The following is a 14,390-nucleotide window of genomic DNA, read 5'->3' on the forward strand; positions in this document are numbered from 1 at the left end:
AGGCGTGCAGCGCTCCGCGGCCGGATGTAAATCATTTAAAGATTGGCAAGTTGAATAACCTGGCAAAGCCAACAGCAAGGATATCTTCATGAACATGACAAGGCGCGCTGCGACGGTGCCGCTGTTTAGAGCGCTGGGCGACTATAAAAATATTCTGATCAGCGTCGGTTGTTTTACCGCACTGATTAATGTCCTGATGTTGGCGCCTTCGATTTATATGCTCCAAGTGTATGACCGGGGCCTGTCATCACAAAACGAAACCACGCTGTGGATGTTGTCGTTGATGGTGGTGGGCTTCTTCATATTTATCGGGCTGCTGGAAATGGTGCGCAGCTTCATTGTCATCCGCATCGGCAGCCAACTGGAAAGGCGCTTGAACCTTCAGGTGTACAAGGCCGCGTTCGAGCGCAACCTGCGCCAGGGCGAGGGCAACGCCGGGCAGTCGCTGGGTGACCTTACCCACATCCGCCAGTTCGTCACCGGACCTGCGCTGTTCGCATTCTTCGACGCCCCGTGGTTTCCCGTGTATTTGCTGGTGATCTACCTGTTCAACGTGTGGCTCGGCGTGTTCGCCAGCGTTGGCACCTTGCTGCTCATTGGCTTGGCCTGTCTGAACGAAGCCATGACCAAAAAGCCGTTGGGGCAGGCCAGTGTCTACTCGCAACAGTCCAGCCAACTGGCGACCAGCCACTTGCACAACGCCGAGACCATCCAGGCCATGGGCATGCTCGGCGCGTTGCGCGGGCGCTGGTTTGCCGTGCATTCGCGCTTTCTCGGCCTGCAAAACCAGGCCAGTGATACCGGCGCGGTGCTCAGTTCCCTGAGCAAAACCCTGCGCCTGTGTCTGCAATCGCTGGTGCTGGGGTTGGGCGCGTTGCTGGTGATCAAGGGCGACATGACCGCCGGAATGATGATTGCCGGCTCGATCCTGATGGGTCGGGTGTTGAGCCCCATCGACCAGTTGATCGCCGTGTGGAAGCAGTGGAGCGGGGCCAAACTGGCTTATCGCCGTCTCGATGCGCTGTTGCAGGCTTACCCAGCCCAGGACGAAGCGATGACATTGCCGTCGCCCAAGGGCCAGGTGAGCTTCGAACAGGTCAGCGCCGGCCCGCCGGGGCAGCGCAACGCGACGCTGCATCAGCTCGGTTTCAGCCTGAGCGCCGGGGAAGTGCTCGGGGTGCTGGGGGCGTCGGGGTCCGGCAAATCCACCCTGGCCCGTGTGCTGGTGGGGGTGTGGCCTACACTCGGAGGCACAGTGCGGCTCGACGGGGCCGACATCCATCGCTGGAATCGCGACCAGCTCGGTCCGCACATCGGTTATCTGCCCCAGGACATTGAGTTGTTCAGCGGCAGCATTGCCGAGAACATTGCCCGTTTCCGCCTGGCCGATCCGCAAAAGGTCGTCGCCGCCGCGCAACAGGCCGGCGTGCATGAACTGATCCTGCGCATGCCGCAAGGCTACGACACCGTGCTGGGAGAGGATGGCAGCGGTTTGTCCGGCGGCCAGAAACAGCGCGTCGCCCTGGCCCGGGCCATGTACGACCAACCGAGCCTGGTGGTGCTCGATGAACCCAATTCCAATCTCGACACGGTCGGTGAAGCGGCACTGGCCGGCGCCATCGCACAGATGAAAGCCCAGGGCACCACGGTCGTGCTGGTGACCCATCGCTCCTCGGCGCTGGCTCAGGCCGACAAGCTGCTGGTGCTCAATGAAGGCCACCTACAAGCGTTCGGTCCAAGTCAGGAGGTGCTGCGGGCATTGTCCGGCCAGCCGCCATCGCAACGCGACAAACCCCAGGCAGCCCCCAACGGACTGAGCATGAGTCGCCAGTATTCGGCTGCCAGCAAACCCAGCGGCGCATGAGCAAGGATCGCGACATGAATCTGCAACACTCTCAAGACCTCGAACATCCCGAGCGCGATGCCCGTTTCTTCACCCGCCTGGGGTGGACACTGGCGCTCATTGGCGCTGGCAGTTTTTTCACCTGGGCCAGCCTGGCGCCGCTGGACCAAGGTATTGCGGTGCAAGGCACCGTGGTGGTGTCCGGCAAGCGCAAGGCCGTGCAATCGATGAGCAGCGGGGTGATCAGCCGGATCCTGGTGCGTGAAGGCGAGGCAGTGAAACAGGGCCAGCCGCTGTTCCGCCTGGACCAGACTCAGACAGCCGCCGATGTGCAAGCACTGCAGGCCCAGTACCGCATGGCCTGGGCTAGCCTGGCACGTTGGCAAAGCGAGCGGGACAACCTCCCACAGGTCAGCTTTCCGGCCGAACTGAGCCACGACCCCGACCCGCGCCTGGCGCTGGTGCTCGAAGGCCAGCGGCAGTTGTTCAGCAGCCGCCGCGAAGCGGTGGCCCGGGAGCGGGCCGCGTTGCGCGCCAATATCGAAGGTGCCACGGCGCAACTGGCGGGCATGCGCCGGGCTCGCAATGACCTCAATGCCCAGGCCCAGTCCCTGCGCCAGCAGCTAAGCAACCTGCAGCCGTTGGCAGACAACGGCTACATCCCGCGCAATCGTCTGCTCGATTATCAACGGCAACTGTCGCAAGTGCAGCAGGAACTGGCGCAGAACACTGGCGAAAGCGGCCGGGTGGAGCAGGGCATCGTCGAGTCCCGCCTCACGCTTGAGCAACACAACGAGGAATACCAGAAGGAGGTGCGCAGTCAGTTGGCCGAAGCGCAGCTCAAGAGCGAAACCCTGCAACAGCAACTCAAGTCTGCCGCGTTCGAGCTGCAACACAGCGAGATCCTCGCCACCGCCGACGGCATCGCCGTGAACCTGGGCGTACACACCGAAGGCGCCGTGGTCCGTCAAGGCGATACCTTGCTGGAAATCGTGCCCCAAGGCACGCGACTGGAAGTGGAAGGGCGCCTGCCGGTCAACCTGATCGACAAGGTGGGCACCCATTTGCCAGTGGACATCCTCTTCACCGCCTTCAACCAGAACCGCACGCCGAGGGTGCCGGGGGAGGTCAGCCTGATTTCCGCCGACCAGATGATCGATGACAAGACCGCCGAACCGTATTACGTCCTGCGCAGCAGCGTCAGCGAAGTGGCGATGGAAAAACTCAACGGGCTGGTGATCAAGCCCGGGATGCCGGCGCAAATGTTCGTGCGCACCGGCGAGCGCTCGCTCATGAACTACCTGTTCAAACCGCTGCTCGACCGAGCCAGCTCCGCGTTGACCGAAGAATGAGGATGTTCGGAGGTATGAAGGGACGTAACTGGCTCGCCGCGCTGGCGGCGGTTATCTGCAACAGTGCCTGGGCCATGGGACCATTCGAGTTCTATGAACAAGCCCTGCGCAATGACCCGGCCTACCTGGGCGCGATCAAGGAGCGCGATGCCGGCCTGGAGAACCGCGCCATTGGCCGCGCCGGGCTGCTGCCGCACCTGGGCTACAGCTACAACAAGGGCCGCAACCAGTCCAAGGTTACCTACCTCAACGACCGCGGCGCCAGCCAGCATGACGACCGCAACTACAGCAGCTATGGCTCCAGCCTGACCCTGCAACAACCGCTGTTGGACTACGAGGCCTACGCCGCCTATCGCAAAGGCGTGGCCCAGGCGCTGTTTGCCGACGAAAACTTTCGTGGCAAGAGCCAGGAATTGCTGGTGCGGGTGTTGAGCGCCTACACCCAGGCGTTGTTCGCCCAGGATCAGATCGACATTGCCCAGGCCAGGAAAAAGGCTTTCGAACAGCAGTTTCATCAGAACGAGCATCTGTTTGCCCAAGGCGAAGGTACGCGCACCGACATCCTTGAAGCCGAGTCGCGCTATGAGTTGGCGATTGCCGAAGAGATCGAGGCCCGCAACGAGCAGGACGCATCCTTGCGCGAACTTGGCTCGTTGATTGGCGTCCCGACCCTGAACATCGGCGACCTGGCGCCCCTGAGCGAAACGTTCCAGACCTTCACCCTGCAACCGGCCAGTTTCCAGACATGGCACGAATTGGCCGTGAGCAACAACCCGACCCTGGCATCCCAGCGCCAGGCCGTGGACGTGGCGCGCTACGAAGTCGAACGCAACCGTGCCGGACACCTGCCCAAGGTCAGCGCCTACGCGACGATGCGCCAGAACGAGTCGGAAAGCGGCAACACCTACAACCAGCGCTACGACACCAACACCATTGGACTTGAGATCAGCGTGCCGCTGTACGCCGGTGGCGGGGTCTCGGCGTCGACCCGTCAGGCCAGTCGCAACATGGAGCGGGCCGAATATGAACTGGACGCCAAAACCCGGGAAACCCTGATCGAGCTGCGCCGACAGTTCAGCGCCTGCCTGTCGGGGGTGAACAAATTGCGGGCATACCGCAAAGCCCTCAGCGCCGCCGAGGCGTTGGTGGTATCGACCCGGCAAAGCATCCTCGGCGGCGAACGGGTCAACCTCGATGCCCTGAACGCTGAAGAACAGCTCTACACCACCCGACGCGACCTGGCCCAGGCCCGTTATGACTACCTCATGGCCTGGACAAAGTTGCACTACTACGCCGGCACCTTGGGCGCGCAAGACCTGGCCCAGGTGGATGAGGCATTTGTGGCCCCGGCGCTGACCCAATGACTGGCAGTGCCCAAGAACTTCGCCTGTATCGACAACCTTTCCAACAACAAAAAAAGAGGTCATCACGATGGGTATCTACGACTACAAAAACCTCGGCACCACCGAGTCCAAGGCGCTGGTCAGCGATGCAATGGCGATCATGCTGTATTCCTACCACAATCTGGACCACGGCTTTGCCGCCGGCTACCAGCAGAACGGCTTCGGCGCGGGACTGCCCGCCACGCTGGTGACGGCGCTGCTGGGCAGCACCGATTCGCAAGGGGTGATCCCAGGTGTGCCGTGGAATCCCGACTCGGAGCAGCTCGCCCTGGAGGCGGTGCAAAAGGCCGGCTGGACCCCGATCAGCGCATCGCAACTGGGCTACACCGGCAAGGTGGATGAGCGTGGAACGTTTTTTGGTGAGAAGGCCGGCTACACCACCGCGCAGGTGGAAATTCTCGGCAAGTACGACGCCGATGGGCAACTGACGCAAATCGGGGTGTCGTTTCGTGGCACCAGCGGCCCACGGGAGACGCTGATCAGCGACTCCATTGGCGACGTCATCAGCGATCTGATGGCGGCTTTCGGCCCCCAGGACTACGCGAAAAACTACGTCGGCCAGGCTTTTGGCAACTTGCTCGGGGACGTCGCGGCGTTCGCCCAGGCCCACGGTCTGACGGGCCAGAACGTGCTGGTCAGTGGCCACAGCCTCGGTGGGCTGGCGGTCAACAGCCTGGCGGACTTGAGCACCAGCCAATGGTCGGGGTTCTACAGCAGCGCCAATTACATCGCCTACGCCTCGCCAACCCAAAGCAGCACCGACAAAGTGCTGAACATCGGTTATGAAAACGACCCGGTGTTCCGGGCGCTGGACGGCTCCACGTTCACCCCTGCGTCGGTGGGCGTGCATGATGCTCCGCAGGAGTCAGCCAGCAACAACATCGTCAGCTTCAACGACCACTATGCCTCGGCGGCCTGGAACGTGTTGCCGTTTTCCATCCTCAACATTCCCACCTGGATATCCCACCTGCCCACCGGTTACGGCGATGGCATGGGCCGGATCCTCGATTCGGCGTTCTACGACCTCACCGAGAAAGACTCCACCATCATCGTCGCCAACCTGTCGGATCCCGCACGCAGCAATACGTGGGTCCAGGACCTCAATCGCAACGCTGAAACCCACACCGGCAGCACGTTCATCATCGGCAGCGAGCGTGATGACCTGATCCAGGGCGGGCAGGGCAATGACTATCTGGAGGGGCGCGCCGGCAACGACACCTTTCGCGACGAGGGTGGGTACAACGTGATATTGGGCGGGCAGGGCAGCAACACCCTGCTGCTGCAGTCCTCGGTGAAAGATGCAAGCTTCGTCCAGGACGGCGCCGGGACCTTGTACGTGCGCGATGCCCAGGGTGCAATCAGCATGACCCGAGACATCGACACGCTCGTCAGCAAAGAGCCCGGTTTGTTCTGGGGCCTGCTCAAAGACGAGGTGAGCCACAGTGTCACGGCCAACGGCTTGGTGGCGGGGGGCAAGCTGACGGCGTATGCATCGTCGACCGCAGGCACCTCGGCAGACGACACCTTGACCGCGCGATCATCGGGGGACTGGCTGTTCGGCCATGACGGCAACGACGTGCTGTTGGGCGGTACGGGTAACGACACCTTTGTCGGCGGTTCGGGCAATGACTGGCTGCAATCGGGCGGCGGATCTGACACGTTCGTTTTCAATGGCGCGTTCGGCCATGACCAGATCAGCGGTTATGATGCCGGCGACACACTGGTGTTCCTTGGCGTGCAGGGCGCCGGGGAAGGTTTCGACTACCGCCAGCACCTGTCTCAGGTCGGCAGTGACACGCTGCTTGAGGTCGGTGACAGTTCCGTGACCCTGGTGGGGGTCAATCCGGGCCAGGTAGGAGGCGAATTTGTGTTCGCCTGATCCAAGGTTGTTTTGAGTACGTGGTGCCGAGGGGATGCGTGTGTCCCCTCGGCACAAGAGGGAGTGAAGCAGTGAGCAGTAAACAAGCCTCAATCATCGGCCTGATGTGGGGACTGGCCTCGGCTGGCGCCTTGGCCGAATTGCCGGATCAATCGATTCTGACCCGCTACGGCGTCACCTCGGAGCAATTGCCCGCCGCCCAGGCAGGCGCCCCTGTCGAGGCGACGTCGCCCCGACCGCGCTTCGACGTGCAGGCAGAAAAGCCCTGGGTATCGGTGAGTCTCGGGGAAGTGAACAAACCGGCCACGACCGGAAACATCAGCATCGATCACGCCATTGAACAGGAATACAACCGCTGCCTGCGATTGAGGGAGCAGATGATGCGGCGAAAAGGTGGGCTGATCAGTTGCCAAGAGGGTAGTCCGACACCCGGGATGGACATCGGATTCAGCCGATGACATGAGATCAGGCCCTCTCCGAGGGAGAGGGCCTCAATAAACTCAGTCTTCCTTGCGTACTGTCGCCACTTCATCGGCGCGAACCCGCACTTTCTTGCCGGAAATGTCTTCGAACTCGTAGAAGCCGTCGGCGGTACGGGTGTTAGGGGCATCCTTGGTCAAATACTGGGTACCGTTCTGCAGGGTCACCACCGTGGGTGACGAGCAGCCGGCCAGAGCCAGGAGCGCAGCGGCGACCAGGGGCAGACCCAGAATCCTGATGTTCATATCCGTAACCTCTCAATCAAAAAGACGCCGTTCAGTTGATTAGACCGCGCCATCACTGTAGTTAACCGCCATTGGTCTCGCTTGCCGTAGGAAAGTTCATCGCCGACTGCAGGATTTCCCTCCTGAATGCGGGCGACCGCTCATCTTTTGCAGTTGCCTGGGCCCGCCGCAGCTGATATCTGTACGCATAACCAGTATTCCAGCAGGCATGGCACCTCTTTCCGTGACAAATAACCCCCTCGACGACCCTTTCTACTACCTGAACAACTTTCAGCAGGTGCTCGCCTGGTTGGCAACGCGCTATGCCGATGTGCTCAGCCCTGAGGAGCAACGCTTCATCGACGAGTTCGCCAGCTTGCCCCGTGCATCCCAGGGATTGCTGGTGCGCATGGTGATGCGCAAGGGGCTGCATTTTCGCCAGAGCAAGCTGCATTACCCTGAGATCGGTGATACCGGCAGCGCCATCGAGCCGTTGCTGGCGCGGGGCTGGGTCGAGGATCAAGCGCCTCTTGGCCTTGGCGAGCTGTTCGAGGTGCTGCTCAAACAGGAAATCATCCTGTGCCTGGGTCACCTGATCGAACACCCCAAGGCGACAAAGGGCCAGTGGCTGGAGTCCTTGCAGGATCATTTCAATCAACCACAGCCTTTTCGCAGCTGGTGCCCGTTGCTGGAAGACCGACTCTTCAGCCTGACGATCATGAACCTCTGCGATCGGTTGCGGTTGCTGTTTTTCGGCAATCTCTATCAGGACTGGTCGGAGTTCGTGCTGGCGGACCTGGGCATCTTCACCTATGAAACCGTCGAGTTCAGTGCCCAATCCCGTGGCCTGCGCAGCCGCCAGGATGTGGATGCCTGCCTCTTCCTGCACGAATGTCAGCAGCGTTTCGAAGCCGGCGAGCCTCTTGAAGAGATCGTTGCCCAAGCCCATGCCCTGAGCCTGGACAATCCGTGGCTGGAGCGACGCCGAGGCAAGCTGCTGTTCCAGATCGGCCAGCACGCTGAGCGTATCAGCGATTTCACCCTGGCCTTGCGCATTTATCAGGATTGCAACTACCCCGGCGCACGGCTGCGGATGATTCGGGTGCTGGAGCGCATCGGCGAGTACGCCCAAGCCCTTGAATGGGGTGAAGCGGCCGCACAATCACCGCAAAGCGCCGCCGAAACCCAGGCACTGCTCAGGATCCTGCCCCGGCTGCGCCGCAAGTTGGGCGGCCCCCCGGTGCCGCGGCACCTGGCGCGCAAGGTAGAGCGGCTGGACCTGCACCTGCCTCGTGTCGATCCGGCCTTGTCGGTGGAGTATCACGTGCAGGCCCATCTGCACGATGAAACCGCGCCGGTGCACTACGTGGAGAACAGCCTGATCAATTCGCTGTTTGGCCTGCTGTGCTGGCCGGTGATTTTTGCGCCGTTGCCGGGGGCGTTTTTCCACCCGTTCCAGCGCGGGCCGGTGGACCTGCTCAACGAAGACTTTCACGACCGACGCGCCGAGCTGTTCGCGGCCTGTTTCGCGCAGCTCGACGATGGCCGCTACCGGGACACCATTGTCCGTCGTTACACCGAAAAATGGGGCGTGCAGTCGCCTTTCGTGTTCTGGGGCGCGCTGTCCGAAGAGTTGCTCCATCAGGCCCTCGACTGCCTGCCTGCCGAACACCTCAAGCACTGGTTCAGCCGCCTGCTGCTGGATATCAAGGCCAACCGCGCCGGCATGCCGGACCTGATCCAGTTCTGGCCGCAGCACAAGACCTACCGCATGATCGAAGTCAAAGGCCCCGGCGACCGCCTGCAAGACAATCAACTGCGCTGGCTGGAGTTCTGTCACGAACACCAGATGCCCGTTGCCGTCTGCTATGTGCAGTGGGTGGAGCAGGGCGCATGACCCAGGAACCTGGCTACAGCATCGCCGTTCGGGCACTGTGCGAGTTCACCGCCAAGACCGGCGACCTGGACCTGCGCTTCACGCCGTCACCCACGGCCATGGAAGGGATCGTCGGCCATCGCACCGTGGCCTCGCGGCGTAGCGAGGGTTACCAGGCCGAAGTGAGCCTGGAGGGCCGCTACCAGACGCTGAAGATCAAAGGCCGGGCGGATGGCTACGACCCGGCCTGCAACCGCATCGAAGAAGTGAAGACCTACCGGGGCGACCTGGACAAGCAACCGGCCAATCATCGCCAGTTGCATTGGGCCCAGGCGAAAATCTACGGCTGGTTGATGTGCCAGAAGTTGCAACTGCCGCGGATCGACGTGGCGCTGGTCTACTTCGACATCGTCAGCGAAAAGGAAACCTGCCTCACGCAAAGCTTTGAAGCGGCGCAGCTTGAGGTTTTCTTTGAACAACAGTGCGCGCTGTTCCTCGCCTGGGCCGAACAGGAGATGGCTCACCGACAGGCGCGCAACCTCGGCGCTCAGACGCTGGCATTTCCTCACGCCGGCTTTAGGACAGGGCAACGCCACCTGGCTGAGTCGGTGTTCAAGGCCATCAGCACCGGCCGCTGCCTGATGGCCCAGGCGCCCACCGGCATTGGCAAAACCGTTGGCACCTTGTTTCCGATGCTCAAGGCACTGGCGCCACAGCGACTGGACAAGGTGTTCTTCCTCACGGCCAAGACCCCAGGGCGCAAACTGGCGCTGGATGCGGCCCGAGTGATTACCCAAAGCGCGCCCTCGATGCCGTTGCGGGTGCTGGAGATGATCGCTCGGGACAAAGCCTGCGAGCACCCGGACAAGGCCTGCCATGGCGAAGCCTGCCCGTTGGCCCGCGGGTTCTACGATCGGCTGCCGCACGCCCGTGCGGCGGCGAGCCAGATCACGCTGCTCGATCAGGCGGCGTTGCGCGATATTGCTCTGGCCCATGATATCTGCCCGTACTACCTGAGCCAGGAAATGGCCCGCTGGGCAGACGTGGTGGTCGCTGACTACAACTATTACTTTGACTTCAGCGCCTTGCTCTTTGGTCTGGCCCAGGCCAATGGCTGGACCGTCGCGACCCTGGTGGACGAAGCCCACAATCTGGTGGAGCGAGGGCGGCAGATGTACAGCGCGACCCTCGATCAGTCCGCTTTGGCGGCAGTGCGCAAAACCGCGCCCGAGACGTTGAAGAAGGCCTTGCAGCGGGTCAATCGCCAGTGGAACGCGTTGCATGAGCCCCAGGTTGCGGTCTATCAGGCGTATGAAAAACCACCGGAGAAACTGCTCCAGGCCCTGTCGCTGTGCACCACGGCTATCAGCGATTACCTCAATGACCATCCCCAGGGCCTGGACAGCGCTTTACAGGCGTTCTACTTCGATGCCTTGCAGTTTGCCCGGGTGGCGGAGTCCTTTGACGAGCACTTTTTGTTCGACATACACAAGCGTGAATACGGCCGCCAGCGAAGCGCATCGACCCTGTGCCTGCGCAATGTAGTGCCGGCCGCCTTCCTGCGACCCAGGCTGACGGCGGCCCGCAGCAGCGTGCTGTTTTCCGCCACCCTGAACCCCCGGCATTATTATGCTGACCTGTTGGGCGTCCCGGCGGACACTGTCTGGATCGACGTGGAGTCGCCATTCCAGGCGCAACAGCTTGATGTACAGGTTGTCAGCCGGATCTCCACCCGCTTTGCCCACCGCCAGGCGTCCCTGGAACCTATCGTCGCGTTGATGGCCCGCCAGTTCAGCGAGCGCCCGGGCAATTACCTGGCCTTCTTCAGCAGTTTTGACTACTTGCAGCAAGTGGCCGGACTGTTTGCCGAGCGCCATCCGCAGATTGCCACATGGTCGCAATCACGCGGCATGGGCGAAGCACCCCGGCAGGCGTTCCTTGAACGATTCATGGAACACAGCCAGGGGATTGGGTTTGCGGTGTTGGGCGGTGCATTCGGGGAGGGCATCGATTTACCGGGTTCGCGCCTGATCGGGGCGTTCATCGCGACCCTGGGGCTGGCGCAGTTCAACCCGGTCAACGAGCAGATGAAGCTGCGCATGGCGGCTATTTTCGGCGATGGCTACGACTACACTTACCTGTATCCCGGCCTGCAAAAAGTGGTGCAGGCTGCGGGTCGTGTCATTCGTACACAGCAGGATCGTGGGATGGTGATGTTGATCGACGATCGATTTGCTGAGGCAAGGGTGCAGCACTTGTTGCCGCGTTGGTGGTCAGTTAGTCAAGAGCAGCACAACTGCTGTGGGAGTGAGCTTGCTCCCACAAAGGATCTGTGGTGAATCTCATATCGCGACCAAGCTGCTGATTCCCACGGATTTAATCACTATTTCCGATGCCGCACTTGCTCCATACTTCGCAAAAAATCCTTCTGGATGCCTTGGCCAAAAAAATGCTCGAAGACGCCCCCAAGACCGCACTCATCAATCAGGAACAGCGTTTTCGCCTGCTCATCGACGCCGTGGTCGACTATGCCATCTACATGACCGACCCCTCCGGCATCATCACCAGTTGGAACTCCGGTGCCAGGCGTTTCAAAGGCTATGAAGAATCCGAGATCCTAGGCCAGCACTTCTCACGCTTCTACACTGACCAGGATCGCGCCGACGGTCTTCCGCAACGGGCGCTGGACACGGCCCTGCGCGAGGGGCGTTTCGAAGGCGAGGGCTGGCGGGTGCGCAAGGACGGAACGTTGTTCTGGTCCCATGTCGTCATTGATCCGATCATCGATAGCCAGAGCGGCGACTTGCTTGGCTTTGCCAAGATCACCCGGGACCTGACCGATCGCAAGATGGCCGAGGAAACCCTCAAGCAAAGCGAACAGCAGTTTCGCCTGTTGGTGCAAAGCGTCACCGATTACGCCATCTACATGCTCGATCCAGACGGCCAGGTGACCAACTGGAACCTGGGCGCGCAACGGATCAAGGGCTATCTTCCGGCGGAAGCCATCGGCCGGCATTTTTCGATGTTCTATACCCCTGAGGACCGTGACGCCGGTGAGCCTCAACGGGCCTTGAGCATCGCCGCCAGTGAAGGGCGCTTTGAAAAAAGGGGCTGGCGGTTACGCAAGGATGGCACCCGGTTCATGGCTCATGTGGTCATTGACGCGATCCGCAACGACACGGGGACGCTACTGGGTTTTGCCAAGATCACCCGCGACATCACCGATGCCACCCGTGCGCAGCAAGCCTTGGAACAGGCTCGCGAGGCGCTGTTCCAGTCACAGAAACTGCAAGCCATCGGCCAGCTCACCGGAGGCATCGCCCATGACTTCAATAACCTGCTGACGGTGATCCTCGGCAACCTGGAAATTGTGCGCAAGCGCATGCCCAGCGATCCGAAACTCATCCAACTGCTGGATAACGCCACCCAGGGCGCGCTGCGCGGTGTCTCGCTGACGCAACGGATGCTCGCGTTCGCCCGCAGACAGAAACTGTCCTCCGAATCGGTCGAGCTGTCGGCACTGGTGCAGGGCATCAGTGGTTTGTTGCAAAGCTCCATCGGCCCTTCGATACACATTCAGACCGACTTTGCCCAGGCGCTTTCGCCGGTGTTGGCCGATGTCAACCAACTGGAACTGGCCATCCTGAACCTGGCGACCAACGCTCGGGATGCCATGCCGCAGGGGGGGCGGATCCTGATCTCGGCCCAGGAACGCTCCGACACCGAGGCCGGCAAGGACGCGCCGATGGCACCAGGGCGATACATTTGCCTGTCCATCACCGACGAGGGCGAGGGCATGGACGAGGCGACGCTGGCTTCGGCCGTGGACCCGTTTTTCACCACCAAAGGGGTAGGCAAGGGCACTGGCCTGGGCCTGTCCATGGTGCATGGCTTGGCCGAGCAATTGGGTGGCCGCCTGATACTCAAGAGCCGCAAAGGCGAGGGCACTACCGCTGAGCTGTGGTTGCCGATAGCCGACAACTCGGCGCCAGACAAAGTGCCGGCCCAGGCCACGACGACACCCTCGGTGAACGAGCTACGGGTGTTGGTCGTGGACGATGACAGCCTGGTACTGACCAGCACCCGGCTGCTGATCGAAGACCTGGGCCACCGCGTGCTGTGCGCCCCATCGGCGGCTCAGGCGCTACAGATGTATGAGCTCAATCCGGACATCGACCTGGTGATCACCGACATGGCCATGCCGCAGATGGATGGTGCGCAATTGGCGAAACTGCTGCGTGATCGTCATCCGACCTTGCCCATTATCCTGGCCACCGGCTACGCCGAACGCCTGGAAGGGTTCGCCACGCAACTGCCGCGCCTGACCAAGCCGTTCAAGCAGATTGACCTGGTGCAGGTCATTGGGCAGGCGATGAAGTAACTCCAGGCATGGCGCTGCCAGAGGTTCATTCAGTATTTTTCCTGAACCCTCGCAAGTTCATCGCACACAGGCAGAACTGCAGCACGATCAACGCATAGGCGTCTGAATGCAGCCCCCAGATGACCCATAGAATATTGCTCGCGATAAAACAACTGAACCCGGCCACCCGCCGTCGGGGCTGACGTGAGCCGATCAGCCAGGCGGCCAGCACCGTCACCACCATCGCCGGCCATTGCACCCATCCAAGATAATCCACAGAGCCCTCCTCAAGCTTTCGGTGATCTAGAGACCGTGACGATCACTGAGCGTTTCGTTGAGCCCGGGTCGCACCTCTGGTCCGGTGGCCGGAACTTGCCTGTCCCTCATTTCTTCTAACAAGTCCCAAACCCACACCCGAGGCGCAGCCTGCGCAATGCCCAGAATACTCACCAGCCATACCCCGGATGAAGAACTGACGGAACACAATGCCAAGCTGTTCGGCTCGCCCAAGGAACGCCTGGATTTTTATCGCCGGGAGATCCAGTACGAAACCAGCATCCTGGCCAATCGAACCGATGCGTACCTGGCCGCCCAATCCTTCCTGGTGATCGCCTTTGCCTCATGCATGGCCAACCTGAACCCGGAGTGGGGCAAGTTGTTCACATTGATCGTCCCGCCGTTCCTGGCTCTGCTGGGCTTCCTGAGCTCGCTCAACGCCTGGCCAGGAATTCGCGCGGCTTACGAGATCATCGACCATTGGCATTTCAAGCAAAGCGAGTTGCTGCGCGCAGAGCCGTTGATGGGACTGGCCTACGACGAATCCCCGCTGTTCAGCAAACAGGAATCGACTCACAAGGGCTATCGCAAGTCGTTGCTGTTTTCGGTGCGTACGCCATGGATCTTTGCCGCGTTCTGGGTCTTGCTGGGGGCATACTCGGTTTATATCCAGGTGAGTGATCCAGGGGGCTGAAGC

At 61.2% G+C, this 14,390-nt stretch carries 11 protein-coding genes; 9 read left to right on the forward strand and 2 right to left on the reverse strand.

Features of this window, described 5'->3' with window-relative positions; translation table 11 throughout:
- The first annotated feature begins 88 nt into the window (after positions 1-88).
- From T3A99_RS04755 to T3A99_RS04775, 5 genes are all read left to right on the forward strand, one after another.
- On the forward strand, positions 89-1,864 hold the full coding sequence (locus T3A99_RS04755) for a type I secretion system permease/ATPase (RefSeq protein ID WP_107322473.1): 1,776 nt from the start codon (positions 89-91) through the stop codon (positions 1,862-1,864).
- Positions 1,861-3,195 carry an HlyD family type I secretion periplasmic adaptor subunit gene (locus tag T3A99_RS04760; protein ID WP_274090457.1) on the forward strand — a complete coding sequence of 445 codons (1,335 nt, stop codon included), beginning with the start codon at positions 1,861-1,863 and terminating at the stop codon, positions 3,193-3,195. The genes T3A99_RS04755 and T3A99_RS04760 overlap by 4 nt, the downstream gene beginning before the upstream one ends.
- A 14-nt stretch (positions 3,196-3,209) precedes the next feature.
- Entirely contained in the window at positions 3,210-4,559 is a 1,350-nt protein-coding gene (locus T3A99_RS04765) for a TolC family outer membrane protein (RefSeq protein WP_139050301.1), read from the forward strand.
- A gap of 67 nt (positions 4,560-4,626) precedes the next feature.
- Positions 4,627-6,477, forward strand: a complete 1,851-nt coding sequence (locus T3A99_RS04770) for a polyurethanase (protein WP_322834001.1) — start codon at positions 4,627-4,629, stop codon at positions 6,475-6,477.
- Between the two features lie 71 nt (positions 6,478-6,548).
- Positions 6,549-6,935, forward strand: coding sequence for a hypothetical protein (locus tag T3A99_RS04775; RefSeq protein ID WP_313959874.1), 387 nt, complete (start codon positions 6,549-6,551; stop codon positions 6,933-6,935).
- 42 nt (positions 6,936-6,977) lie between these two features.
- Here the strand turns inward: T3A99_RS04775 and T3A99_RS04780 are convergent, their stop codons facing one another.
- Positions 6,978-7,202 carry a YgdI/YgdR family lipoprotein gene (locus T3A99_RS04780; RefSeq protein WP_173406954.1) on the reverse strand — a complete coding sequence of 75 codons (225 nt, stop codon included), beginning with the start codon at positions 7,200-7,202 and terminating at the stop codon, positions 6,978-6,980.
- Between the two features lie 208 nt (positions 7,203-7,410).
- Between T3A99_RS04780 and T3A99_RS04785 the strand changes: the two genes are divergently transcribed.
- From T3A99_RS04785 to T3A99_RS04795, 3 genes are all read left to right on the forward strand, one after another.
- Positions 7,411-9,078 carry a VRR-NUC domain-containing protein gene (locus T3A99_RS04785; RefSeq protein WP_281459226.1) on the forward strand — a complete coding sequence of 556 codons (1,668 nt, stop codon included), beginning with the start codon at positions 7,411-7,413 and terminating at the stop codon, positions 9,076-9,078.
- Entirely contained in the window at positions 9,075-11,396 is a 2,322-nt protein-coding gene (locus T3A99_RS04790) for an ATP-dependent DNA helicase (protein ID WP_322834002.1), read from the forward strand. Before T3A99_RS04785 ends, T3A99_RS04790 begins: the two co-directional genes overlap by 4 nt.
- Before the next feature lie 110 nt (positions 11,397-11,506).
- The gene (locus tag T3A99_RS04795) at positions 11,507-13,438 is read left to right on the forward strand and encodes a hybrid sensor histidine kinase/response regulator (RefSeq protein WP_047226631.1); all 1,932 of its coding nucleotides are present in this window, start codon (positions 11,507-11,509) and stop codon (positions 13,436-13,438) included.
- Positions 13,439-13,463: 25 nt separating this feature from the next.
- Here the strand turns inward: T3A99_RS04795 and T3A99_RS04800 are convergent, their stop codons facing one another.
- On the reverse strand, positions 13,464-13,694 hold the full coding sequence (locus T3A99_RS04800) for a hypothetical protein (protein ID WP_047226450.1): 231 nt from the start codon (positions 13,692-13,694) through the stop codon (positions 13,464-13,466).
- A 156-nt stretch (positions 13,695-13,850) separates the two neighbouring features.
- Here T3A99_RS04800 and T3A99_RS04805 point away from each other — a divergent pair, with 156 nt between their 5' ends.
- Positions 13,851-14,387 (forward strand): hypothetical protein, encoded by a 537-nt coding sequence (locus T3A99_RS04805; protein WP_047226451.1) that lies wholly within the window; start codon positions 13,851-13,853, stop codon positions 14,385-14,387.
- Positions 14,388-14,390 lie beyond the last annotated feature (3 nt).

It is taken from the genome of Pseudomonas sp. N-137, assembly GCF_034555295.1.
In the GTDB taxonomy this organism is placed as follows: domain Bacteria; phylum Pseudomonadota; class Gammaproteobacteria; order Pseudomonadales; family Pseudomonadaceae; genus Aquipseudomonas; species Aquipseudomonas rhizophila.

Bases quoted from the DNA above. Each gene is read 5' to 3' on its own strand.
- T3A99_RS04785 (WP_281459226.1), top strand. From the start codon at position 7,411: ATGGCACCTCTTTCCGTGACAAATAACCCCCTCGACGACCCTTTCTAC.
- T3A99_RS04770 (WP_322834001.1), top strand. From the start codon at position 4,627: ATGGGTATCTACGACTACAAAAACCTCGGCACCACCGAGTCCAAGGCG.
- T3A99_RS04765 (WP_139050301.1), top strand. From the start codon at position 3,210: ATGAAGGGACGTAACTGGCTCGCCGCGCTGGCGGCGGTTATCTGCAAC.
- T3A99_RS04790 (WP_322834002.1), top strand. From the start codon at position 9,075: ATGACCCAGGAACCTGGCTACAGCATCGCCGTTCGGGCACTGTGCGAG.
- T3A99_RS04780 (WP_173406954.1), bottom strand. From the start codon at position 7,202: ATGAACATCAGGATTCTGGGTCTGCCCCTGGTCGCCGCTGCGCTCCTG.
- T3A99_RS04755 (WP_107322473.1), top strand. From the start codon at position 89: ATGAACATGACAAGGCGCGCTGCGACGGTGCCGCTGTTTAGAGCGCTG.
- T3A99_RS04805 (WP_047226451.1), top strand. From the start codon at position 13,851: ATGCCCAGAATACTCACCAGCCATACCCCGGATGAAGAACTGACGGAA.
- T3A99_RS04795 (WP_047226631.1), top strand. From the start codon at position 11,507: ATGCTCGAAGACGCCCCCAAGACCGCACTCATCAATCAGGAACAGCGT.
- T3A99_RS04760 (WP_274090457.1), top strand. From the start codon at position 1,861: ATGAGCAAGGATCGCGACATGAATCTGCAACACTCTCAAGACCTCGAA.